This window comes from Limnohabitans sp. (assembly GCF_036804465.1).
Classification (GTDB): Bacteria; Pseudomonadota; Gammaproteobacteria; order Burkholderiales; family Burkholderiaceae_C; genus Limnohabitans.
Genome location: NZ_DAIRSK010000011.1, coordinates 59,140 through 76,745, shown reverse-complemented (window position 1 = coordinate 76,745; position 17,606 = coordinate 59,140). Strand labels below are relative to the sequence as shown.

16 protein-coding genes and 1 pseudogene are annotated in these 17,606 nt (G+C 55.9%); 8 read left to right on the top strand and 9 right to left on the bottom strand.

Annotation, left to right across the window (positions count from 1 at the left end; translation table 11 throughout):
* Positions 1 to 13: 13 nt before the first annotated feature.
* The 8 genes and pseudogenes from V7Q41_RS07650 to V7Q41_RS07615 all read right to left on the bottom strand — a co-directional run bounded on the left by V7Q41_RS07650 (position 14) and on the right by V7Q41_RS07615 (position 9,689).
* Positions 14 to 1,852 carry a gamma-glutamyltransferase family protein gene (locus tag V7Q41_RS07650; protein WP_442918822.1) on the bottom strand — a complete coding sequence of 613 codons (1,839 nt, stop codon included), beginning with the start codon at positions 1,850 to 1,852 and terminating at the stop codon, positions 14 to 16.
* 155 nt (positions 1,853 to 2,007) lie between these two features.
* Entirely contained in the window at positions 2,008 to 3,519 is a 1,512-nt protein-coding gene (locus V7Q41_RS07645) for a tripartite tricarboxylate transporter permease (RefSeq protein WP_333845018.1), read from the bottom strand.
* A 17-nt stretch (positions 3,520 to 3,536) separates the two neighbouring features.
* Positions 3,537 to 4,022: a tripartite tricarboxylate transporter TctB family protein gene (locus V7Q41_RS07640; protein WP_333845014.1), complete on the bottom strand. Its 486-nt coding sequence runs from the start codon at positions 4,020 to 4,022 to the stop codon at positions 3,537 to 3,539.
* Positions 4,023 to 4,142: 120 nt separating this feature from the next.
* Positions 4,143 to 4,901: a spermidine synthase gene (locus V7Q41_RS07635; RefSeq protein WP_333845123.1), complete on the bottom strand. Its 759-nt coding sequence runs from the start codon at positions 4,899 to 4,901 to the stop codon at positions 4,143 to 4,145.
* A gap of 5 nt (positions 4,902 to 4,906) precedes the next feature.
* Positions 4,907 to 5,868: pseudogene (locus V7Q41_RS07630) on the bottom strand (BsuBI/PstI family type II restriction endonuclease).
* Between the two features lie 23 nt (positions 5,869 to 5,891).
* A complete protein-coding gene (locus tag V7Q41_RS07625; protein ID WP_333845010.1) occupies positions 5,892 to 6,911 on the bottom strand; it encodes a DNA cytosine methyltransferase in 1,020 nt (339 codons plus the stop codon).
* 39 nt (positions 6,912 to 6,950) lie between these two features.
* Positions 6,951 to 8,660 (bottom strand): single-stranded-DNA-specific exonuclease RecJ, encoded by a 1,710-nt coding sequence (gene recJ, locus V7Q41_RS07620; RefSeq protein ID WP_333845008.1) that lies wholly within the window; start codon positions 8,658 to 8,660, stop codon positions 6,951 to 6,953.
* 3 nt (positions 8,661 to 8,663) lie between these two features.
* On the bottom strand, positions 8,664 to 9,689 hold the full coding sequence (locus V7Q41_RS07615; protein ID WP_333845006.1) for a phosphoglycerate mutase: 1,026 nt from the start codon (positions 9,687 to 9,689) through the stop codon (positions 8,664 to 8,666).
* A 73-nt stretch (positions 9,690 to 9,762) separates the two neighbouring features.
* Here V7Q41_RS07615 and V7Q41_RS07610 point away from each other — a divergent pair, with 73 nt between their 5' ends.
* Together V7Q41_RS07610 and lolD are read left to right on the top strand one after the other, a co-directional pair.
* The gene (locus tag V7Q41_RS07610) at positions 9,763 to 11,034 is read left to right on the top strand and encodes a lipoprotein-releasing ABC transporter permease subunit (protein WP_333845003.1); all 1,272 of its coding nucleotides are present in this window, start codon (positions 9,763 to 9,765) and stop codon (positions 11,032 to 11,034) included.
* A gap of 8 nt (positions 11,035 to 11,042) precedes the next feature.
* Positions 11,043 to 11,726 carry a lipoprotein-releasing ABC transporter ATP-binding protein LolD gene (gene lolD / locus V7Q41_RS07605; protein ID WP_333845000.1) on the top strand — a complete coding sequence of 228 codons (684 nt, stop codon included), beginning with the start codon at positions 11,043 to 11,045 and terminating at the stop codon, positions 11,724 to 11,726.
* Here lolD and nhaR read toward each other — a convergent pair.
* Positions 11,723 to 12,619: a transcriptional activator NhaR gene (nhaR, locus tag V7Q41_RS07600; protein WP_333844998.1), complete on the bottom strand. Its 897-nt coding sequence runs from the start codon at positions 12,617 to 12,619 to the stop codon at positions 11,723 to 11,725. The two genes, lolD and nhaR, sit on opposite strands and share 4 nt — an antisense overlap.
* Before the next feature lie 105 nt (positions 12,620 to 12,724).
* On the opposite strand from nhaR, the gene V7Q41_RS07595 reads away from it, so the two are divergent.
* The 6 genes from V7Q41_RS07595 (at position 12,725) to V7Q41_RS07570 (ending at position 17,586) form a co-directional block, all read left to right on the top strand.
* Positions 12,725 to 13,255, top strand: coding sequence for an Rrf2 family transcriptional regulator (locus V7Q41_RS07595; RefSeq protein ID WP_333844995.1), 531 nt, complete (start codon positions 12,725 to 12,727; stop codon positions 13,253 to 13,255).
* Positions 13,252 to 14,076 carry a TatD family hydrolase gene (locus tag V7Q41_RS07590; RefSeq protein WP_333845121.1) on the top strand — a complete coding sequence of 275 codons (825 nt, stop codon included), beginning with the start codon at positions 13,252 to 13,254 and terminating at the stop codon, positions 14,074 to 14,076. The genes V7Q41_RS07595 and V7Q41_RS07590 overlap by 4 nt, the downstream gene beginning before the upstream one ends.
* 4 nt (positions 14,077 to 14,080) lie before the next feature.
* A complete protein-coding gene (locus tag V7Q41_RS07585) occupies positions 14,081 to 14,938 on the top strand; it encodes a 3',5'-nucleoside bisphosphate phosphatase (protein ID WP_333844992.1) in 858 nt (285 codons plus the stop codon).
* Positions 14,939 to 15,015: 77 nt separating this feature from the next.
* The gene (locus V7Q41_RS07580) at positions 15,016 to 15,651 is read left to right on the top strand and encodes an L-threonylcarbamoyladenylate synthase (protein ID WP_333844988.1); all 636 of its coding nucleotides are present in this window, start codon (positions 15,016 to 15,018) and stop codon (positions 15,649 to 15,651) included.
* A gap of 46 nt (positions 15,652 to 15,697) precedes the next feature.
* Entirely contained in the window at positions 15,698 to 16,369 is a 672-nt protein-coding gene (locus V7Q41_RS07575) for a site-2 protease family protein (RefSeq protein WP_333844985.1), read from the top strand.
* A gap of 20 nt (positions 16,370 to 16,389) precedes the next feature.
* The gene (locus tag V7Q41_RS07570; protein WP_333844982.1) at positions 16,390 to 17,586 is read left to right on the top strand and encodes a tryptophan--tRNA ligase; all 1,197 of its coding nucleotides are present in this window, start codon (positions 16,390 to 16,392) and stop codon (positions 17,584 to 17,586) included.
* Positions 17,587 to 17,606: the final 20 nt, after the last annotated feature.

Below are 17,606 nucleotides of genomic sequence, written 5' to 3'. Positions count from 1 at the left end.
TCTTTTTCTTTCATCACTCACCTAAGACCAAACCTTCACGCCTTGGATCAGCGCCGCTGACCCACGCAGCTTGTCCATTCTTGTGTTGTTTGACCACGGCTTGCAAGCCACTGGTCAATGCTTGTTCACGCACCTCGTGGCCGCGTTCACGCAGGGCCGCCACAAAAGTAGGCGTAAAGCGGCCACCTTCCAACACCAAGGGCCCGCCCACAGTGCCGAAGTTGGGTAACGCAATGGCTTGCTGCGGGCTCAACCCCCAATTCAACACACCGTACAAAGTTTTGGCAGTGAAGTGAATGATCATCGCGCCGCCGGGACTGCCCACACTCATCAGCAACTGGCCCGTGGTTTTGTCAAACACCAAGGTGGGTGACATGGACGAGCGCGGGCGTTTGTTGGGCTGCACACGGTTAGCCACTGCGCGGCCTTGCGGATCACGCGGGACAAAGCTGAAATCGGTCAACTCGTTGTTGAGCAAAAAGCCTTTCACCATTTGGCGCGAACCAAACGCGTCTTCAATGGTGGTGGTCATGGCCAATGCATTGCCCTGCCCATCGACGATGCTGATGTGCGAGGTGCCAAACTCGGCTTGCTCTGCCATGGGCGCAAAGCTGCTGCCTTGAGCGCGCACAGGTACACCGGGCGAGGCTTGCAGCATGGCCGTGGGGCGAATGAGCTTGGCTCGCTCACGCAGATAGGCAGGGGCCAGCAGGCTTTGCCACTCGCCGCCTGGACCGCTGACAAAGTCTGGGTCGGCCACGTATTGGGCACGGTCAGCAAAGGCCAGGCGCGAGGCCTCGGTGTACAGATGCAACCAACGCGGGTCCGGCGCACCATCCACCGTATCGGCGGGCGAGGCCATCAATGATGCGGGCGTGTGTTGCAGCATGCCCAGTATTTGGCCCATGGCAATGGCGCCCGAGCTAGGCGGTGGAAAACCACACACACGATACACGCGGCTGAGCGCCGCATGGTCAAAGCACAGCGGCGTGCGTTCTTGGGCTTGGTAGTTGGCAAGGTCACTCAAGGCCAAACGACCTGGGTTGCTGGGATGCTGTTGCACTTTGCGTACCACCGCCTCAGCGACGTCACCGCTGTAAAACGCTTGCACGCCCTCTAAGGCAATGCGCTCTAACACAGCAGCCAACTCTGGGTTGCGCAACACATGGCCAATGGCATGTGGCTCGCCATTGGCTTGGTAGAAGTACGCGCGTGCTGTTGGGTCAAGTCGCAAGAACGCATCTGCCTGGAGCTGTGCATGCAGGCGTGGGCTGATGGCAAAGCCTTGGCGAGCCAAACTGATGGCTGGCTCAAACAACCGGGCCCACGCCAGCTTGCCGTGTTGTGCATGGGCTTGCGCCAACATGCGCAGCACACCGGGCGTGCCCACCGAACGACCACCCACCACGGCAGCATGAAAGGCCAGTGGCTTGCCATCGGCATTCAGCAGCAGGTCTTCGGTGGCAGCTGCAGGTGCCGTCTCTCGGCCATCAAAGGCTTGTAACTTGGGGGCTGCATGCGCCCCCTCGCCCGCAGTGCTGTGGATCAAAAAAGCACCGCCGCCAATGCCACTTGACTGCGGCTCGACCAAGCCCAACACCATTTGCACCGCAATGGCAGCGTCCACCGCCGAGCCCCCTGCTTTTAAAACATCAAAGCCTGCTGTCGTGGCCAAAGGATTGGCCGCAGCCACGGCAAACTTGCGCGTCACCACATCAGGCTTAGGGCTGAAGCCACTGGCAATTTCGGGTTGTAGCGGAGCAAGGACCGCCGTGCTTGGCGGCAGCATGCATCCGCCTAGCACGGCACACAGCCCAAGGGCGATCACGTTTTGTGCGCGCAACTTAGGCATATGCTTGACTCAAAAACAGTTGCTGGGGGCGATCAATCATGGAGGTCTTTCATAGAAAACGCATGCAATTGTCAATGTAAACCAAGCCATACCGTGCCCCAATGAAAAACGGCACCCAAGGTGCCGTTTTGCAAGAGAAGACACAGCGGGCTGCGTTACTCTTCGACGAAGGCTTCTTTTCGTTTGGACTTGATGGACGGCAGCAGCACAATCACCAAGAGCAAGGCAGCCACAGCGAGCAAGCTTGCTGACAGAGGTCGCGTTGCGAACACAGTCCAGTCACCACGCGAGAGCAACAGGGCACGGCGCAGGTTTTCTTCCATCATCGGCCCGAGAATAAAGCCCAGCAGCAAAGGCGCAGGCTCCACACCCAACTTCATGAACAGATAGCCGATCAAGCCAAAGCCAGCCACCATCCAAATGTCAAACGTGTTGTTGTTGGTCGAGTACACACCGATCGCGCAAAACAGCACGATGGCGGGGAACAAGAAGCGGTAAGGCACTGACAGCAACTTGATCCACATGCCAATCAAAGGCAGGTTGAGAATCACGAGCATCAAATTACCAATCCACATCGAGGCAATCAGACCCCAAAACAACTCGGGGTTGCTGGTCATCACCTGAGGGCCGGGCTGGATGTTGTGAATCGTCATCGCACCCACCATCAAAGCCATCACGGCGTTGGGTGGGATACCCAAGGTCAGCAAGGGAATGAACGAGGTTTGTGCACCCGCGTTGTTGGCGGCTTCAGGCGCTGCCACACCACGGATATTGCCTTGACCAAAGGGCACTTCACCAGGACGCAAATTGGTTTTCTTCTCGATGGTGTAAGCCGCAAACGCTGCCAACAACGCGCCGCCACCTGGCAACACGCCCAGCAAGGAACCCAACGCAGTGCCACGCAGCACCGCAGGCATCATGTTTCTGAAGTCTTCCTTGGTGGGGAACAAACCTTCCACCTTGGCCGTGAACACTTCGCGGTCGTCTGCGGGTTTTGACAAGTTTGAAATGATCTCGCCGTAACCGAACACGCCCATCGCCACCACCACAAAACCCACACCGTCGGTGAGTTCGGGGACGTCAAAGCTAAAGCGTGCCACGCCCGAGTTAACGTCGGTGCCGATCAAGCCCATCAAGAGGCCCAACACGATCATTGCAATCGCTTTGAGCAAAGAGCCCGAAGCCAACACCACCGCACCGACCAAGCCCAAGATCATGAGCGAGAAATATTCGGCAGGGCCGAACTTGAAAGCGAGTTCGGTCAAAGGAGGCGCGAAGGCCGCCAAGATCAAGGTGCCCACAGAACCAGCAAAGAAGGAACCCAAGCCAGCAGCAGCCAAGGCGGGGCCTGCACGGCCTTTGCGGGCCATTTGGTAGCCGTCAATGGTGGTGACGACCGAAGACGATTCACCTGGCAAGTTCACCAAAATCGCAGTGGTCGAGCCACCGTACTGGGCGCCGTAGTAAATACCAGCCAACATGATCAGCGCAGACACTGGGGGCAGCGCATAGGTGGCGGGCAACAACATGGCAATGGTCGCCACAGGACCGATGCCTGGCAACACGCCAATCAGCGTGCCCAAGATACAACCGATCAAGGCATACATCAGGTTGATGGGCGTGAAGGCCACGCCAAAGCCCAATGCAAGGTTTGAAATTAAATCCATTTTTTATTTCTCCAGGCTCAACCAGTGATGAAAGTGGGCCACACGGGCATCTGCAATTTCAGCAGCATGATGAAGGCGAGGTAACTGCCCACGGACAAGACGGTAGCCAGAATCACAGATTCTTTCAGCGAAAAGGTATCCCCTGCCTTGCCAGCGATGATGACCAACGCATAGATTGCAGCGATCAAGCCCATGGGTGGAATACCAAAACGTGGCAAGCCAGCCAACAAGATGCCAAAAACAATGTTGGCACCCAAGATGAAAACAACCGGCCTCCAAGCAAACGCGCCCACAGGCTCGCCGTCTTCGGTGTGCTCAATCAATGAGTAAAAGGTGATGCAGCCACCCAGCACCGCCAAAAAGATGCCGAGCAACAAAGGGAAGTAACCGGGGCCCATGCGCGCACCCGTTCCAATGTTGTAGCTGGTTGCGCCCCAAGCAAATGCAGCACCGACCAATGTAAACATCAGGCCCGAGAAAAAGTCTTTTTGACTTTTGATCATTTCATCTCCTCAATTCAAAAGCAAATATGCGCTGAATTATGGCGGCCTCGTTGTGTCGATTCGGATGTGGGTTACACCTATTTTTTGAGTCGACAAACCAACGGGTAAACCCCTAAATGATCAGGCTTTCAAAGGTTTAAAAACGCGCAACCATTTGGTCGCAGGCAAGGGCCAACGCGCCTGAATCGCCTCAGCGCGCGCCATCAGTTCAGCACGTTTGAGATGCATGGGCGTGCGTTGCGCCAACACCACCGTGTTGCCCTCGCGCGTGGGCTTGAAGGCCCACAAAGCATCTTCACCAAAAGCGTGCGCCATCTTTGCCAGACTTTGCTCGTAGCTTGAACTTCGACCAAACAAGTTGACAGTCATGCAGCCGTCGTCGGTCAACAGGCTGCGGCAGTCGGCATAAAACTCAGCACTGTCCAACACGGGTGAGGCGGCTTCGTGGTCATACAAGTCCACTTGCAAAGTGTCGATCTGTCCACGCCAAAAGTCGTGCTTGGCTACCTCCGCCGCATCGCCCAACACCACTTGCAGTTTGGCGCTGTCAGCAGGCAGCTTGAACCATAAACGGCAGGCGGCCACCACTTGCGGGTTGAGTTCAATCGCGGTGGTTTTCATGCGCAAGTGCTTGAACGAAAACTTGGTGAGGGATGCAGCACCCAACCCCAATTGCATGGCGTGCAGTTTGCCTACTTGGTCAAGGTCCACAAACAAGAGCCACGCCATCATGCGCTGCACATACTCTAGGTCGATCTCAAAGGGCTTGTCGATGTTCATGGAGCCCTGCACCCACGGCGTGCCAAGGTGCAGGTAGCGGGTGTCGCCGTAGTCAGAAAAGGTGACTTCGGGCAGATCGATTTTTTTCTTGGTTGCCAATTGATTCAATGATTCTCTTTATATGGGCCTAAAAATTTGTGGCCATTGAAATGGATCATGTGTTCAGGAGCATCTGCTATCCAAACCTCTGTTTCCCAAGCTATATCTTTGGCAAATTTTCTGTAGGTATCCCTGTCTGGAAATGCTGTTACAAAAATCAAATCCGCAATGCACGCTTGCGCGAGTCGACTCAAGGTCAATCTGCGTAACTCACTGATCGGGTTTGCAGTGGTAACTGCTTCGACCAAAAAAGCCAATTCTTACTCGCTTCGTAGGCGACGACGTCCGGTAATTTGTCGTGTGCAAGTTCAAAAAACTCGACACGCTTCAAAGCCTCCTCATCCAAATACAGATACTTTGAGGCGGCATCCCCAACATACAAGACTTGAGCTCCAGGAGCAAAAATTGGCAAAAAGGAATCAATGATGTCTTTTTGTAACTCATTATGTTTTCCTGGACTAAACGTCAGCGTTTTGCCATCACCCAGCTTGACCGGAATTCGTGCCAAATTTCTAGTGCGACTCAACTGGGAAGCCAAAGACGGTTGGTCTTTATGAAACTGTTTGAGAGCAGTCTTCCATGCAGTTTTACCAAAAACTCGTATGGCTTTTGATGCCAAGGGATGAATTGCAAAACCACGTGTGCCATCGTTGGTATTGGCATTCGGATTTTTAGCGCTATTCATAATCACGAAAGCCTCCACTGGAAGCACGAGGTCTTTCCTGCGAATATCGTCATATGAGCCTGACGAAATAGACTCACCCCAATACGAGTTCACAAAATCAATGATTTTTCTTGTTGTTAACTGATAAGCATCGTCGTTATCTTTCGCATCACTCCAGGCTTGACCTGGCTTGAGACCTGCAACAGCCAAAAAGACTTTCGCCATCTTTTGCTTACGTCGCTCAGACAAGTCTGTCATCGGTACGCCCAAGGCTTCTAAAACTAGCAAAGCTTCGCCAACCATCTCATCAATTTTCTTTTTGGTATTCATACTGAAGATAGCAGTTCAAGTTGCTTTGGATTTTTTCTTTGCTGAATTTCAGATGGGCTAAACCTAAATTTCGAATCTAGATAGCGTCTAAATTCAGCTGCAATTGCATAGGCAAGCATTGGAGGAACCGCATTACCAATCTGGTTAAACTGACTTTCCTCTTTACCTTGAAACTCAAACCAATCAGGAAAGCTCTGCAAACGAGCGCCTTCGCGAACAGTTAAGCGGCGACGTCGGCCGTCAGGCAAAACAACGCGGTGCATATCCCCAGTTGCTCCAGCAAGATTTCTACACGTCACCGTCCTAGCGGGTCGATCTAAATGCAAATCTCTTGGGGTAATACATTTAGAAGCCGTCTCATATCTTGCTACGTAGGCATCCATACTGGCTGTCAGAAATTTAGATTTTTCATCATGCTGGCAAGCTAAATCACCAACAGCATCTCTTGCTGAATATCGAACAACAGCAGGTTCAGGAAACAAGAAATCTCCACGATGTCCAACCACAATCATGCGTTCACGATTTTGAGGCACCCCATATTGAACAGCATTAAGCAGCTTATATTCAACGATGTAATCCAAGTCTTCCAACTCAGAAATGATTGCATCGAGATAAGGCTTATTTCGATACATCAAACCTTTGACGTTTTCAAACATCCAAATGTCTGGTTTCGCTTGCTCAACAGCTGCAATAAAAGCTGGAAAACCATCTCTTGAATCGCGAATACCTTTTTGATGCCCGCCCACACTAAATGGCTGACAAGGTGGGCCACCAATCACCACTTGCGCCGATGGAAACTGAAAATCACTGCCTAGTTTTGCTTGAACGCAATCTCCCTTGAGGTTATGTTGATACGTAGCGCAGCAATCAGCATTCATTTCAAACCCGTAGGTTTCAAAACCTTGCGCTTCAAAGCCCAGGGCCAATCCGCCACACCCAGCGAACAAATCCAAGACCAGTGGAGAGGCACTCGCCTGAAGTCGCAACGACTGATGAATTGAATCTAAGTAGGTCATCTCAATCGATTTAGAAATATGGTTAGCTTGGTAGGCATTCTAAATAGCCATGCCTTCCACCACAAAGCGCACGCGCTGGTTGCCTTGCCATTCATCCACCTCTAAGCGAAACGCCAAATGCGCCAAAGCGGGCAGCGGATCCACGCGGCCAAACCAAATGCCGTCCACGGGTTGGCCGTGGTGGCGCAGCTTGAGGGCCAGGTGTTTTTCACCCACCAAACGCTGGCCCAGCACCTCCAACTCTTCGCTGAATGTGGGGGGCGCAAAGCCTTGGCCCCACACTTCCCGCGCCAGTGTGTCAGCCAGCGTGGGGAGTCGGTATTCGGGCAACAAGGGGCCATCGGTTTCTAAGCGGCGTTGCAGGGTGGCTTCATCGAGCCACTCTTGCGCCACTTGTTGCAGGGCTTCTTCAAAGGTGGCGAGGTTGTCCTCTTCCAAGGTGCAGCCCGCCGCCATGGCATGCCCGCCAAAACGCAACAGCACCTCGGGGTGGCGCTTGGCCACCAGGTCCAAAGCATCACGCAAATGAAAACCAGGAATCGAGCGACCCGAGCCCTTGAGCTCGTGCCCCTTGCCCGCCGCTTGGCTGGGCGCAAACACGAATGTGGGACGGTGGTGCAATTCTTTGAGCTTGGCCGCCACGATGCCCACCACCCCTTCGTGAAAGTCGGGGTCGAACACGCACAGAGCGGAGGGTGGTTCTTCTTCAGGATCAAACATGTCTTGCGCGAGCTCAAGGGCTTGCTCACGCATGTCACCTTCAATCTCGCGCCGCTCTCGGTTGATGCGGTCGAGTTGGGTGGCCAACTCGGTGGCACGACCTAGGTCGTCGGTGGTGAGGCATTCGATGCCCAGCGTCATGTCCGACAAACGGCCCGCTGCATTGATACGTGGCCCCAAGGCAAACCCAAAATCTTGTGAGGTGCATTTCTCACTTGTGCGACCAGCCACAGCAAACAAAGCGGCCATGCCTGCAGGCATTTGGCCCTTGCGCACACGCGCCAAACCTTGGGCCACCAAGCGGCGGTTGTTGGCGTCGAGCTTGACCACGTCGGCCACAGTGCCCAAGGCAACCAGTGGCAACAGAGTGTCTAGCTTTGGTTGTTGCTCCGCACTAAAGACGCCGCGCTTGCGCAGCTCAGCGCGCAAGACCAGCAACACATAAAACATCACACCCACACCAGCGAGTGCTTTGCTCTCGAAGGTGCAGCCTGGCTGGTTGGGGTTCACCATCGCATCCGCGTTGGGCAATACCGCTGCAGGCAAGTGGTGATCGGTGACGAGCACTTGCAAACCCAGCTGGCGTGCAGTGGCCACGCCCTCGACGCTGGCAATGCCGTTGTCCACGGTGATCAGCACCTCTGCGCCGCTGGCTTTGACACGCTCGGCAATGGGTGGCGTGAGGCCATAGCCATCGACCACGCGGTCAGGCACGAGGTAGCTGACATGTGTAGCACCTAACAAACGCAGGCCACGCAGGGCCACGGCGCAGGCGGTCGCGCCATCACAGTCGTAGTCAGCCACCACACACAATTTTTTATGACCCGCCATCGCGTCGGCCAATAACACAGCAGCAGCTTGAATACCCTTCAAGCCCGTGGGCGGCAAGAGTTGAGCGAGTGATGCATCGAGCGTGGCCGCATCTTGAACACCACGAGCGGCATACAAACGCGCCAACAGCGGATGCACGCCCGCTTGCTCCAGCGCCCACATGCTGCGCGGCGGGATATCACGTTGAATGAAATGCATGACTCAATCTTTCAAGGGCGCCACCGCCAACACGGTGTCTAGGGAAGTGGGTGCAAAGCGCGTGCGCACGCGTTGCCACAGCGAAGGTGGGGCGCTGTCATAAACATGAAACTCATGCTCGCCGCACAACACCAGGCGATGCGGCTTGCTCGCAGCCCCAGTCGTCAGCATGGGTGCGATGACGTGGGCATCCACGTGCTGCCATGCGTCTAGCCAGCCGACGAGGTCTTGCTGCAAGGCGCTTTGTCTCAGGGTTTGAATCAGGGTTGGTTCTTGACGATGAACGGGCGGCGCGGACAAGGCACCTGTGCCGTGGACCCAAAACGAGTTGAGGGTCAGGCTGCGCCCCTCGTTGACAGGGTGGGTGTAGAGGAGCATTTGCATTTCGTTTTGCAGTCGGCGCAAAAGCTTGGATGCAGGGTTGAGCGCATCCGTACCCACATGGCCGCCTACCAACCACGGGTCGATGTTGCGGCCAATCACACGGTCTAGCGAAGCGGTTGCAAGGCCTGCCAACAGCGGCGACTGCGCCAGCCACTGCCCTGGCAAATAGGGGTACAAGTCAATGCCATCTTCGGCAAAGAAGCTTTGCATGGCTTGGAGCAGCGCGGCGTCTGTGGCTTGGTCGATTTGCAACAACGCGGGATCGCCCAAGGTCACTTGGCCATTGCTCACGTGCCAGTTGCACAAGGTGATGAAAGCCCAGTTGTCTTGGGCGTTGCCAGCAGACAAACCCCTGGTTGCAGCCGCATGCGCGGCCCAAGGCAAAGCACCATCCATCACTGGCCATCCGACGGCAAGTGCCCAAGCGCGTTCGTGCGGAGGCGACAGTGTGGCCAACAAAGGCTCTTGCACGGGGTCCACTTGCACCTCCACACGCAGTGACTGCGCCAGCCACGCACTCAAATGGGGCAGGTCGGCTTGGGCCAACAGCGACGCCTCTGGGCCGTGGGTGGTCCACAGCGAAAAGGCAATCAGGGTGGTGTGGCGTTCCACAGGGGATGGCACAGAGGTCAACACAGAAGTCATAAGCTGAATTGTCCGTGATGCAGCCGCACAGGGCGACAAGGCAATCTTTTCACTACGGGATAATCCAGCTCACATGCAACCCACCTCCTCCAAACTTCCCTACGAGCTGCTGATTGGCTGGCGCTACACGCGCGCGGGCCGAGTTGCTGGCCGCAACGGTTTTATTTCATTCATCTCAGGCGTGTCCATGCTGGGCATTGCCCTGGGCGTGGCTGCGCTCATCATTGTGCTGAGTGTGATGAACGGCTTTCAAAAAGAAGTGCGTGACCGCATGCTGGCCGTGGTGTCGCACATCGAGCTCTTTGCCCCTGGCGGTGAAGGTTTTTCCGATGTGAATGCCCTCATCCTGCAAGCCAAGCAAAACACGCAAGTCGTTGCAGCTGCACCATTTGTTTCGCAACAAGCCTTGATGGCTCGCGGCGAAGACATGCGCGGCGCGATGGTGCGCGGCATTGACCCTTTGCCCGAGACCTTGGTGAGCGACTTCACCTTGCAAATCCCCGCCGAGGTGCGCGCCACCTTGCAACCGAGCAGCTTCAACGTGGTGCTAGGAGGTGAGCTGGCCATGTCCATGGGCGTGCGCGTGGGCGACGCCATCACCCTCATCGCGCCTGGCGGGCAAGTCACGCCCGCTGGTGTGATGCCGCGATTGAAACAGCTGCGTGTGTCGGGCATTTTTGATTCGGGCCATTACGAATACGACGCATCACTTGCCTTGCTGCACATCGAGGATGCGCAGCGCATTTTTCGTCTGGAGGCGCCCACAGGTGTGCGTCTGAAAATCAAAGACAGCCAACAAGCACGCAGCGTGGCTTATGACTTAGCGCGGGTGCTAGGCCCCGATGTGATCGTGCGCGACTGGACCCGACAAAACCGCACTTGGTTTGCAGCGGTGCAGGTAGAAAAACGCATGATGTTCATCATCCTCACGCTCATCGTGGCGGTGGCTGCGTTCAATCTTGTCACCACACTGGTCATGACCGTGACCGACAAACGCGCTGACATTGCCATTTTGCGAACCTTGGGCGCAAGCCCCAAAAGCATCATGGCTATCTTTGTGGTTCAGGGCGCGACGGTGGGCGTGCTGGGCACGCTAGGCGGTTTGCTGTTGGGCCTGGGCGTGGCGTTCAACATTGATGTGATCGTGCCTGCCATTGAAAACTTGCTGGGTGCGAGTTTCTTGCCGCGTGACATCTACCTGATTAGTCGCATGCCCAGCGACCCGCAATCGGCTGATATCTGGCCCATCACCCTCATCTCGTTGGTGTTGGCGTTCTTGGCCACCCTCTATCCCAGTTGGCGTGCCAGCCGCGTCAATCCTGCCCAAGCCTTGCGCTACGAATGAGGCTCGCCATGTCAAATACACCTGTACTCCATGCACGCAACATCAGTCGCCGCTTCCATGAAGGCCCGCTCGATGTGACCGTTTTGCACCACGTCGAGCTGTCGGTCAATCCAGGCGAAACCTTGGCCATCGTCGGCTCATCGGGCTCAGGCAAAAGCACCTTGCTGCATGTGCTGGGTGGCTTGGATGCACCCAGCTCAGGCAGCGTGTCGTTGATGGGCCACGCATTGGACGGACTCAGCGCTGCTGCTTTGGGTGAGCTTCGCAACCAACACTTGGGCTTTGTGTATCAGTTCCACCACCTGCTGCCCGAGTTCAGCGCGCTCGATAACGTGGCCATGCCCTTGTGGATTCGTCGTATGAACCGCGCTGCAGCCAGCGCTCAGGCACAAGCCATGCTCGAAGCAGTGGGCTTGGGGCCGCGCATCCACCACCGACCTGCTGAGCTGTCGGGCGGCGAGCGTCAACGGGTGGCCATAGCGCGTGCTTTGGTCACACGCCCTGCATGCGTGTTGGCCGACGAGCCCACTGGCAACCTTGACCGTCACACCGCCGACCACGTGTTTGAGCTCATGTTGCAACTGGCCCGCGAACACAACACCGCCTTTGTCTTGGTCACCCACGACAGCAGCTTGGCAGCGCGCTGCGACCGCCAGCTGCAGCTGCGTGCTGGTTTGCTGCAAAGCACTTAGCCGTTGAACAAGCGCCCACGTGCGTTTTGCGTGATGGCGGCCACGCAGGGGTGAGAAATGCGGCGCTCTACCGACACAGCAAAAAACTCCTCCACCAGCTCGTCGCTGCGGCCCAGCACCTTGACGCCATATTGCGCCACGGTTTCGTTTTCCAAAATGCTTGGCGACATGAAAACACCTCGCCCTTCGCGGCCAAACGCAGTCATCAACGCGCCGTCATCAAATTCACCCACCACCCGAGGCTGAATTTTTTGTCGCACCAACCAACCATCGAGTTGCTGGCGTACCGAAGAGGACGAGCCCTGAATCAACATGGGCGCATGATGCAAACATTGCGGAAATTTGCCCTTCAAGGTGGTGTGCAAAGCTGGCGTGCAAAAAAAACTCATGGGCGTGGTGCCCAACGCATGGTTGAAAGCTTTGACGCTGATGCGCTTGGACAGCGGCTCGTCGGCAATCACCAAATCCAGCCGATGCAAAGCCAACTGCGCCAGCAGGTCTGGAAACTTGCCCTCGCTGCCAATCAAGCGCACAGGCTCTGGGATGGACAAAGCGGGTTCGAGCAAGCGATAAGCCACCGACTTGGCCACCGAGTCGGCCACGCCCACCCGAAATTCCAAGGTGCGCACCCCCGCTTGGGTCTGGTTCATGGCAGCTTTGAGTTCTGAGCCCAAGGCGAAAATATCGTCGGCATAACTCAGCGCCTTGTGACCGTCCTCTGTCAATTCAAGCTGTCGGCCGTTTTTGCGAAACAACTTTCGCCCCAAGCTTTCTTCCAGCAATTTGATTTGCCCAGACAGCGTTTGCGGCGTAGTGTGTAACTGCTCACCTGCGCGCATAACCCCGCCAGCGCGTGCTGTGACCCAGAAATAATAAAGGTGTTTGAAGTTCATGGGATGATTAGGCTTCGGTTTATACGAAGCAATAAAAATAAAAAAACGAATTTACACGAAGTAATTTACTACGTAAAGTGGCTTCACCAACGATAGGAGAATTTCATGCGTTTAAGTACCAAGAGTCGTTTTGCTGTGACTGCCATGATTGATATGGGCTTGCGTCAACACCAAGGCCCTGTGTCATTGGCAGCCATCAGCCAGCGCCAGCACATCTCTATCTCATACCTTGAACAAATCTTCAGCAAGATGCGTCAACATGGTTTGGTAGAAAGCACACGCGGCCCAGGTGGCGGCTACACCCTCAACCGCGATGCCAACCTCATCAGCGTGGCTGACATCATTGATGCGGTCAACAGCCCTGACGAAAAAGAGCAATTGCCCGAAGACGCCGAGCAAAACGGCTACGTGTCTGCCGAAGAGTTGTGGTCTAGCTTGAATCAAAAAATGGAAGACCACATGCAATCCATCAGCTTGCACAGCTTGATTGCGGCACAACTCTCTAAAGGGGGTGTGGCACCCAGCAACAACTCTCCCAAGCGCGGTGTGTTTGCCAAAAAGCCACAATCCTCTGCCCCTCCCAAAGCACCCAACTCGGTGTTTGCGCTGGGCAATGCCTGGGTCAACAGCCACTGAGCATGTGGATTGACTCGCATGCCCACCTAGACGCCGCCGAGTTTGATGTCGACCGGGCTGGTGTGCATCTCAGGGCACGCGCCTCAGGCGTCATGGCCTGTGTGATCCCCGCGGTGGCCGCCGCCAACTTTGACGCGGTGCGTCTGCTGGCTCATGCGCAGGATGATGCTTATGCGCTGGGCATTCACCCCCTTTTCACGCCACAAGCCACCCCATCGCACTTGGCTGAGCTAGATGCCGCGCTGCACGCCCACCGCCATGACCCGCGCTTGGTGGCAGTGGGTGAAATTGGCCTCGACGGTTTTGTCCCAGAGCTCAACACACCCGAGGCTCTTGCCAAACAACAGCTTTTCTACAAAGCCCAGCTCAAGCTAGCCCAACAACACCAATTGCCCGTCATCTTGCATGTGCGCCGCAGCGCCGACTGGCTACTCAAAGGCTTGCGTGACACGCCCGTGGTGGGCGGCATTGCTCACGCTTTTAATGGCAGCTTGCAGCAAGCACAGGCCTTCATTGCGCTGGGTTTTAAGCTCGGCTTTGGCGGTGCGCTCACATTTGAGCGCGCCTTGCAGTTACGCCGCTTGGCCGCCGAGTTGCCGCTCTCCGCCATCGTGCTCGAAACCGATGCGCCAGATATTGCGCCGCATTGGCTCTACACCACCGCCGAACAACGTGCCGCTGGTCAACCCCAAGGCCGCAACGAACCCGCCGAGCTGCCGCGCATTGCGCAAGTGCTCGCCGATGTGCGGGGGCTCACCTTAGATGCGCTGGCCGCTGCGACCAGCGCCAACACACGAATTGCCTTGCCACGCCTACAATGAGGGCGTGACCTCTTCCATCCTCAACGCTGACCTGCACTGCCACTCTGTGGTCTCTGACGGCACGCTCACGCCTGAGCAATTGGCCGCGCGCGCCAAAGCCAATGGTGTGGAGCTGTGGGCTTTGACTGACCATGATGAGATCGGCGGCCAAGAACGCGCCCTCGCCGCTGCCAAAGCCAACGGCCTGAGCTACCTCACGGGGGTAGAAATCTCCATCACCTTTGCACATCAAACTGTGCACATCGTTGGCCTTGGTTTTGATGCGCATGACGAGCAGCTCAATAAAGGCTTGCTGCAAACACGTGGCGGTCGTGGCGAACGCGCCAAAGAAATGGCACAAGGCCTGGCCAAAGTGGGCATCCACGGCGCCTACGAAGGTGCCCTCAAATACGCGGGCAACCACGCGCTGATTTCACGTACCCACTTTGCGCGCTTTTTGGTCGAAACTGGCGTTTGCCAAGACACCAACGAGGTGTTTCGCCGCTTCCTCACCGAAGGCAACCCAGGCTATGTGCCGCACCGCTGGGCCTCGCTCAAAGACGCGGTGCAATGGATTGTGCAAGCCAAGGGCATGGCCATCATCGCCCACCCTGCGCGCTATGGCTTCACGCCCAACGAAGAGTTTGCCCTCTTTACCGAATTCAAAAACCACGGCGGCCAAGGTGTTGAGGTCGTCACAGGCAGCCACTCCCCCGCCGAGTATGTGACTTATGCCGATATGGCCAAAGAGTTTGATCTTTTCGCCTCTCGCGGCAGCGATTTTCATAGCCCCCTTGAGAGCCGCATCGACCTTGGCACCCTGCCTTGGCTGCCCGGACAACTCACCCCTGTTTGGGAAGCGCTTTCTGACCGCGTTCAGTAGTTGTTCGTCGTGCAACACCTCAGATCAGTATTTGGTGCTCTGCACCACAGCCAGCTCATTTTTTGGCGTGCACGCTCATGGCCCAGTTTCTTCAAGTTCACCCTGACAACCCCCCACCCCGTTTGCTCAAACAGGCTGTGCAACTGCTAGCGCGCGGCGGCATCGTGGCTGTGCCCACCGATTCCAGCTACGCCTTGGTCTGCCACTTGGACGACAAAGCCGCGGTCGAGCAAATGCGCCGCATTCGCCAAGTCGACGACAAACATCACCTCACCTTGATGTGCCGAGATTTGTCAGAACTGGCGAATTACGCCAAGGTGGACAACCGCCAATACCGATTGCTCAAAGCCGCAACGCCTGGGGCTTACACCTTCATTTTGGAAGCCACCAAAGAAGTACCTCGCCGCGTCAGCCACCCGCAGCGCAAAACCATTGGCCTGCGCGTGCCATTGAACAAAACCTTGCTTGATTTACTGGCGCTCCATGGCGCACCGCTGCTGGCCACCACCCTCATCGCCCCAGGTGAATCCGTCCCCATGAACGACGCCGCAGAAATTCGTGACCGCTTTGAACACGAGCTTGCCGCCGTGATTGACGCAGGCGCTTGCCCGCTGGAGCCCACTACCGTGGTCGACCTCACGCCCATGAACGGCGGTGGCGACCCGCAAGTGATGCGCCTTGGCCGGGGCCCGCTGAGTGCATTGGGCCTGTGAACGGCCTGGGGCATAGGCTAGCAGTGCGCAATGCGACAATCCTTCTGTGAATTTTTCTGAGCTCATCCAAACCGTCCTGATCTACGCTTTGCCCGTGGTGTTTGCCATCACGTTGCACGAAGCGGCCCACGGCTATGTGGCGCACAGATTGGGAGACAACACAGCTTGGATGCTGGGTCGGGTCACCTTGAACCCCATCCCACACATCGACCCTTTGGGCACGATTGCTTTGCCTGCCTTGCTCTACTTCGCCTCAGGCGGCAACTTTTTGTTTGGCTACGCGCGTCCTGTGCCGGTGCGATTTGGCGATTTGAACCACCCCAAACGCGACATGATCTGGGTGGCGCTGGCTGGTCCGGCCATCAACTTCTTACAAGCATTGGTTTGGTTGCTGGCCTTTTATGTGATGAAGCATGTCGGCGTGACTGAAGACTATTTTTTGAAAATGAGTTTGGCTGGCGTCGTGGTGAACGTGTCGATGTTTGTGTTCAACCTATTTCCACTCCCACCACTCGATGGTGGCCGGGTGTTGGTGGGCTTGTTGCCTTGGCGAGCTGCGGTGTGGCTGTCCAAGGTGGAGCCTTACGGCATATACATCGTATTGGCACTGGTCGCCTTCAAACAACTTGACACCCTCTGGATGGGACCTTTGATGAAGTGGACCGTGATCGCTTTGTCAACCTTGCTCGGTCCCATTGAATATGTGTTGCAACCCTGATTGATTAAAGTAAACACAATATGAAAGAACGCGTTCTCTCTGGCATGCGCCCCACGGGGGCTTTGCATTTAGGCCACTACCACGGTGCTTTGAAAAACTGGGTGCGTTTGCAATCAGAGCTGGATTGCTTTTATTTCGTGGCCGACTGGCACGCCCTCACGACGCACTACGAAAACCGTGAGGTGATTGAGAAAAATGTGTACGAGATGGTGATCGACTGGCTCGCTGCTGGCCTAGACCCCAACGCGTGCACCATCTTTTTGCAAAGCCGTATTCCCGAACACGCTGAGCTGTTCACCCTCTTGGCCATGGGCACCCCACTGGGCTGGTTGGAGCGTGTTCCCACCTACAAAGACCAACAAGAAAAGTTAAAAGACAAAGACTTGTCCACGTATGGGTTCTTGGGCTACCCACTGCTGCAAGCAGCCGATATCTTGATCTATAAAGCCAAGCATGTGCCGGTAGGCGAAGACCAAGCCAGCCATGTGGAGCTGACACGAGAAGCCGCAAGGCGCTTCAACCACTTGTATGGTCGCGAAATCAATGCCGAAGAAAAAGTGCAAACCTCTTTGGCCAAGCTGCCCAAAGACAGCATCAAGCGCTTTGAAAAATCTCGCAAAGCTTACCAAGAGACAGGTGACGCCAAAGCCATGGAAGGCGCGCTGGGCTACATCGCCAGCGCAACCGAACTCGATTTGCAAGACCGAGAGCGCTTGGAGGGGTACTTCAAAGGCACTGGCAAAGTGATCTTGACCGAGCCACATGCGCTGCTGACACAAGCCAGCAAGCTGCCAGGCTTGGACGGTGCAAAGATGAGCAAGAGCTACAACAATGCCATCGCCATCCGTGAAGACCGTGCCACGATTGAGCACAAGGTCAAACGCATGCCCACCGATCCTGCCCGCCAAAAACGCACCGACGCGGGCAATCCAGACAAATGTCCCGTATGGCAATTCCACTTGGTCTACAGCGACGCTGGCCAACGTGAGTGGGTGGCCCAAGGCTGCAAGACCGCTGGCATTGGCTGCTTAGACTGCAAACAGCCCATCATTGATGCCATCTTGCGCGAACAGCAACCCATGCTAGAACGGGCCGAACCGTATATCTCCAACCCCAAGATTGTGCGTGACATCGTGGATGCAGGTACTGAAAAAGCTCGCATAACGGCCCGTGAGACGATGCGAGAAGTCCGGTCCGCAATGGGGCTAAACTACTAATATTGATTCAGGAGTAATAA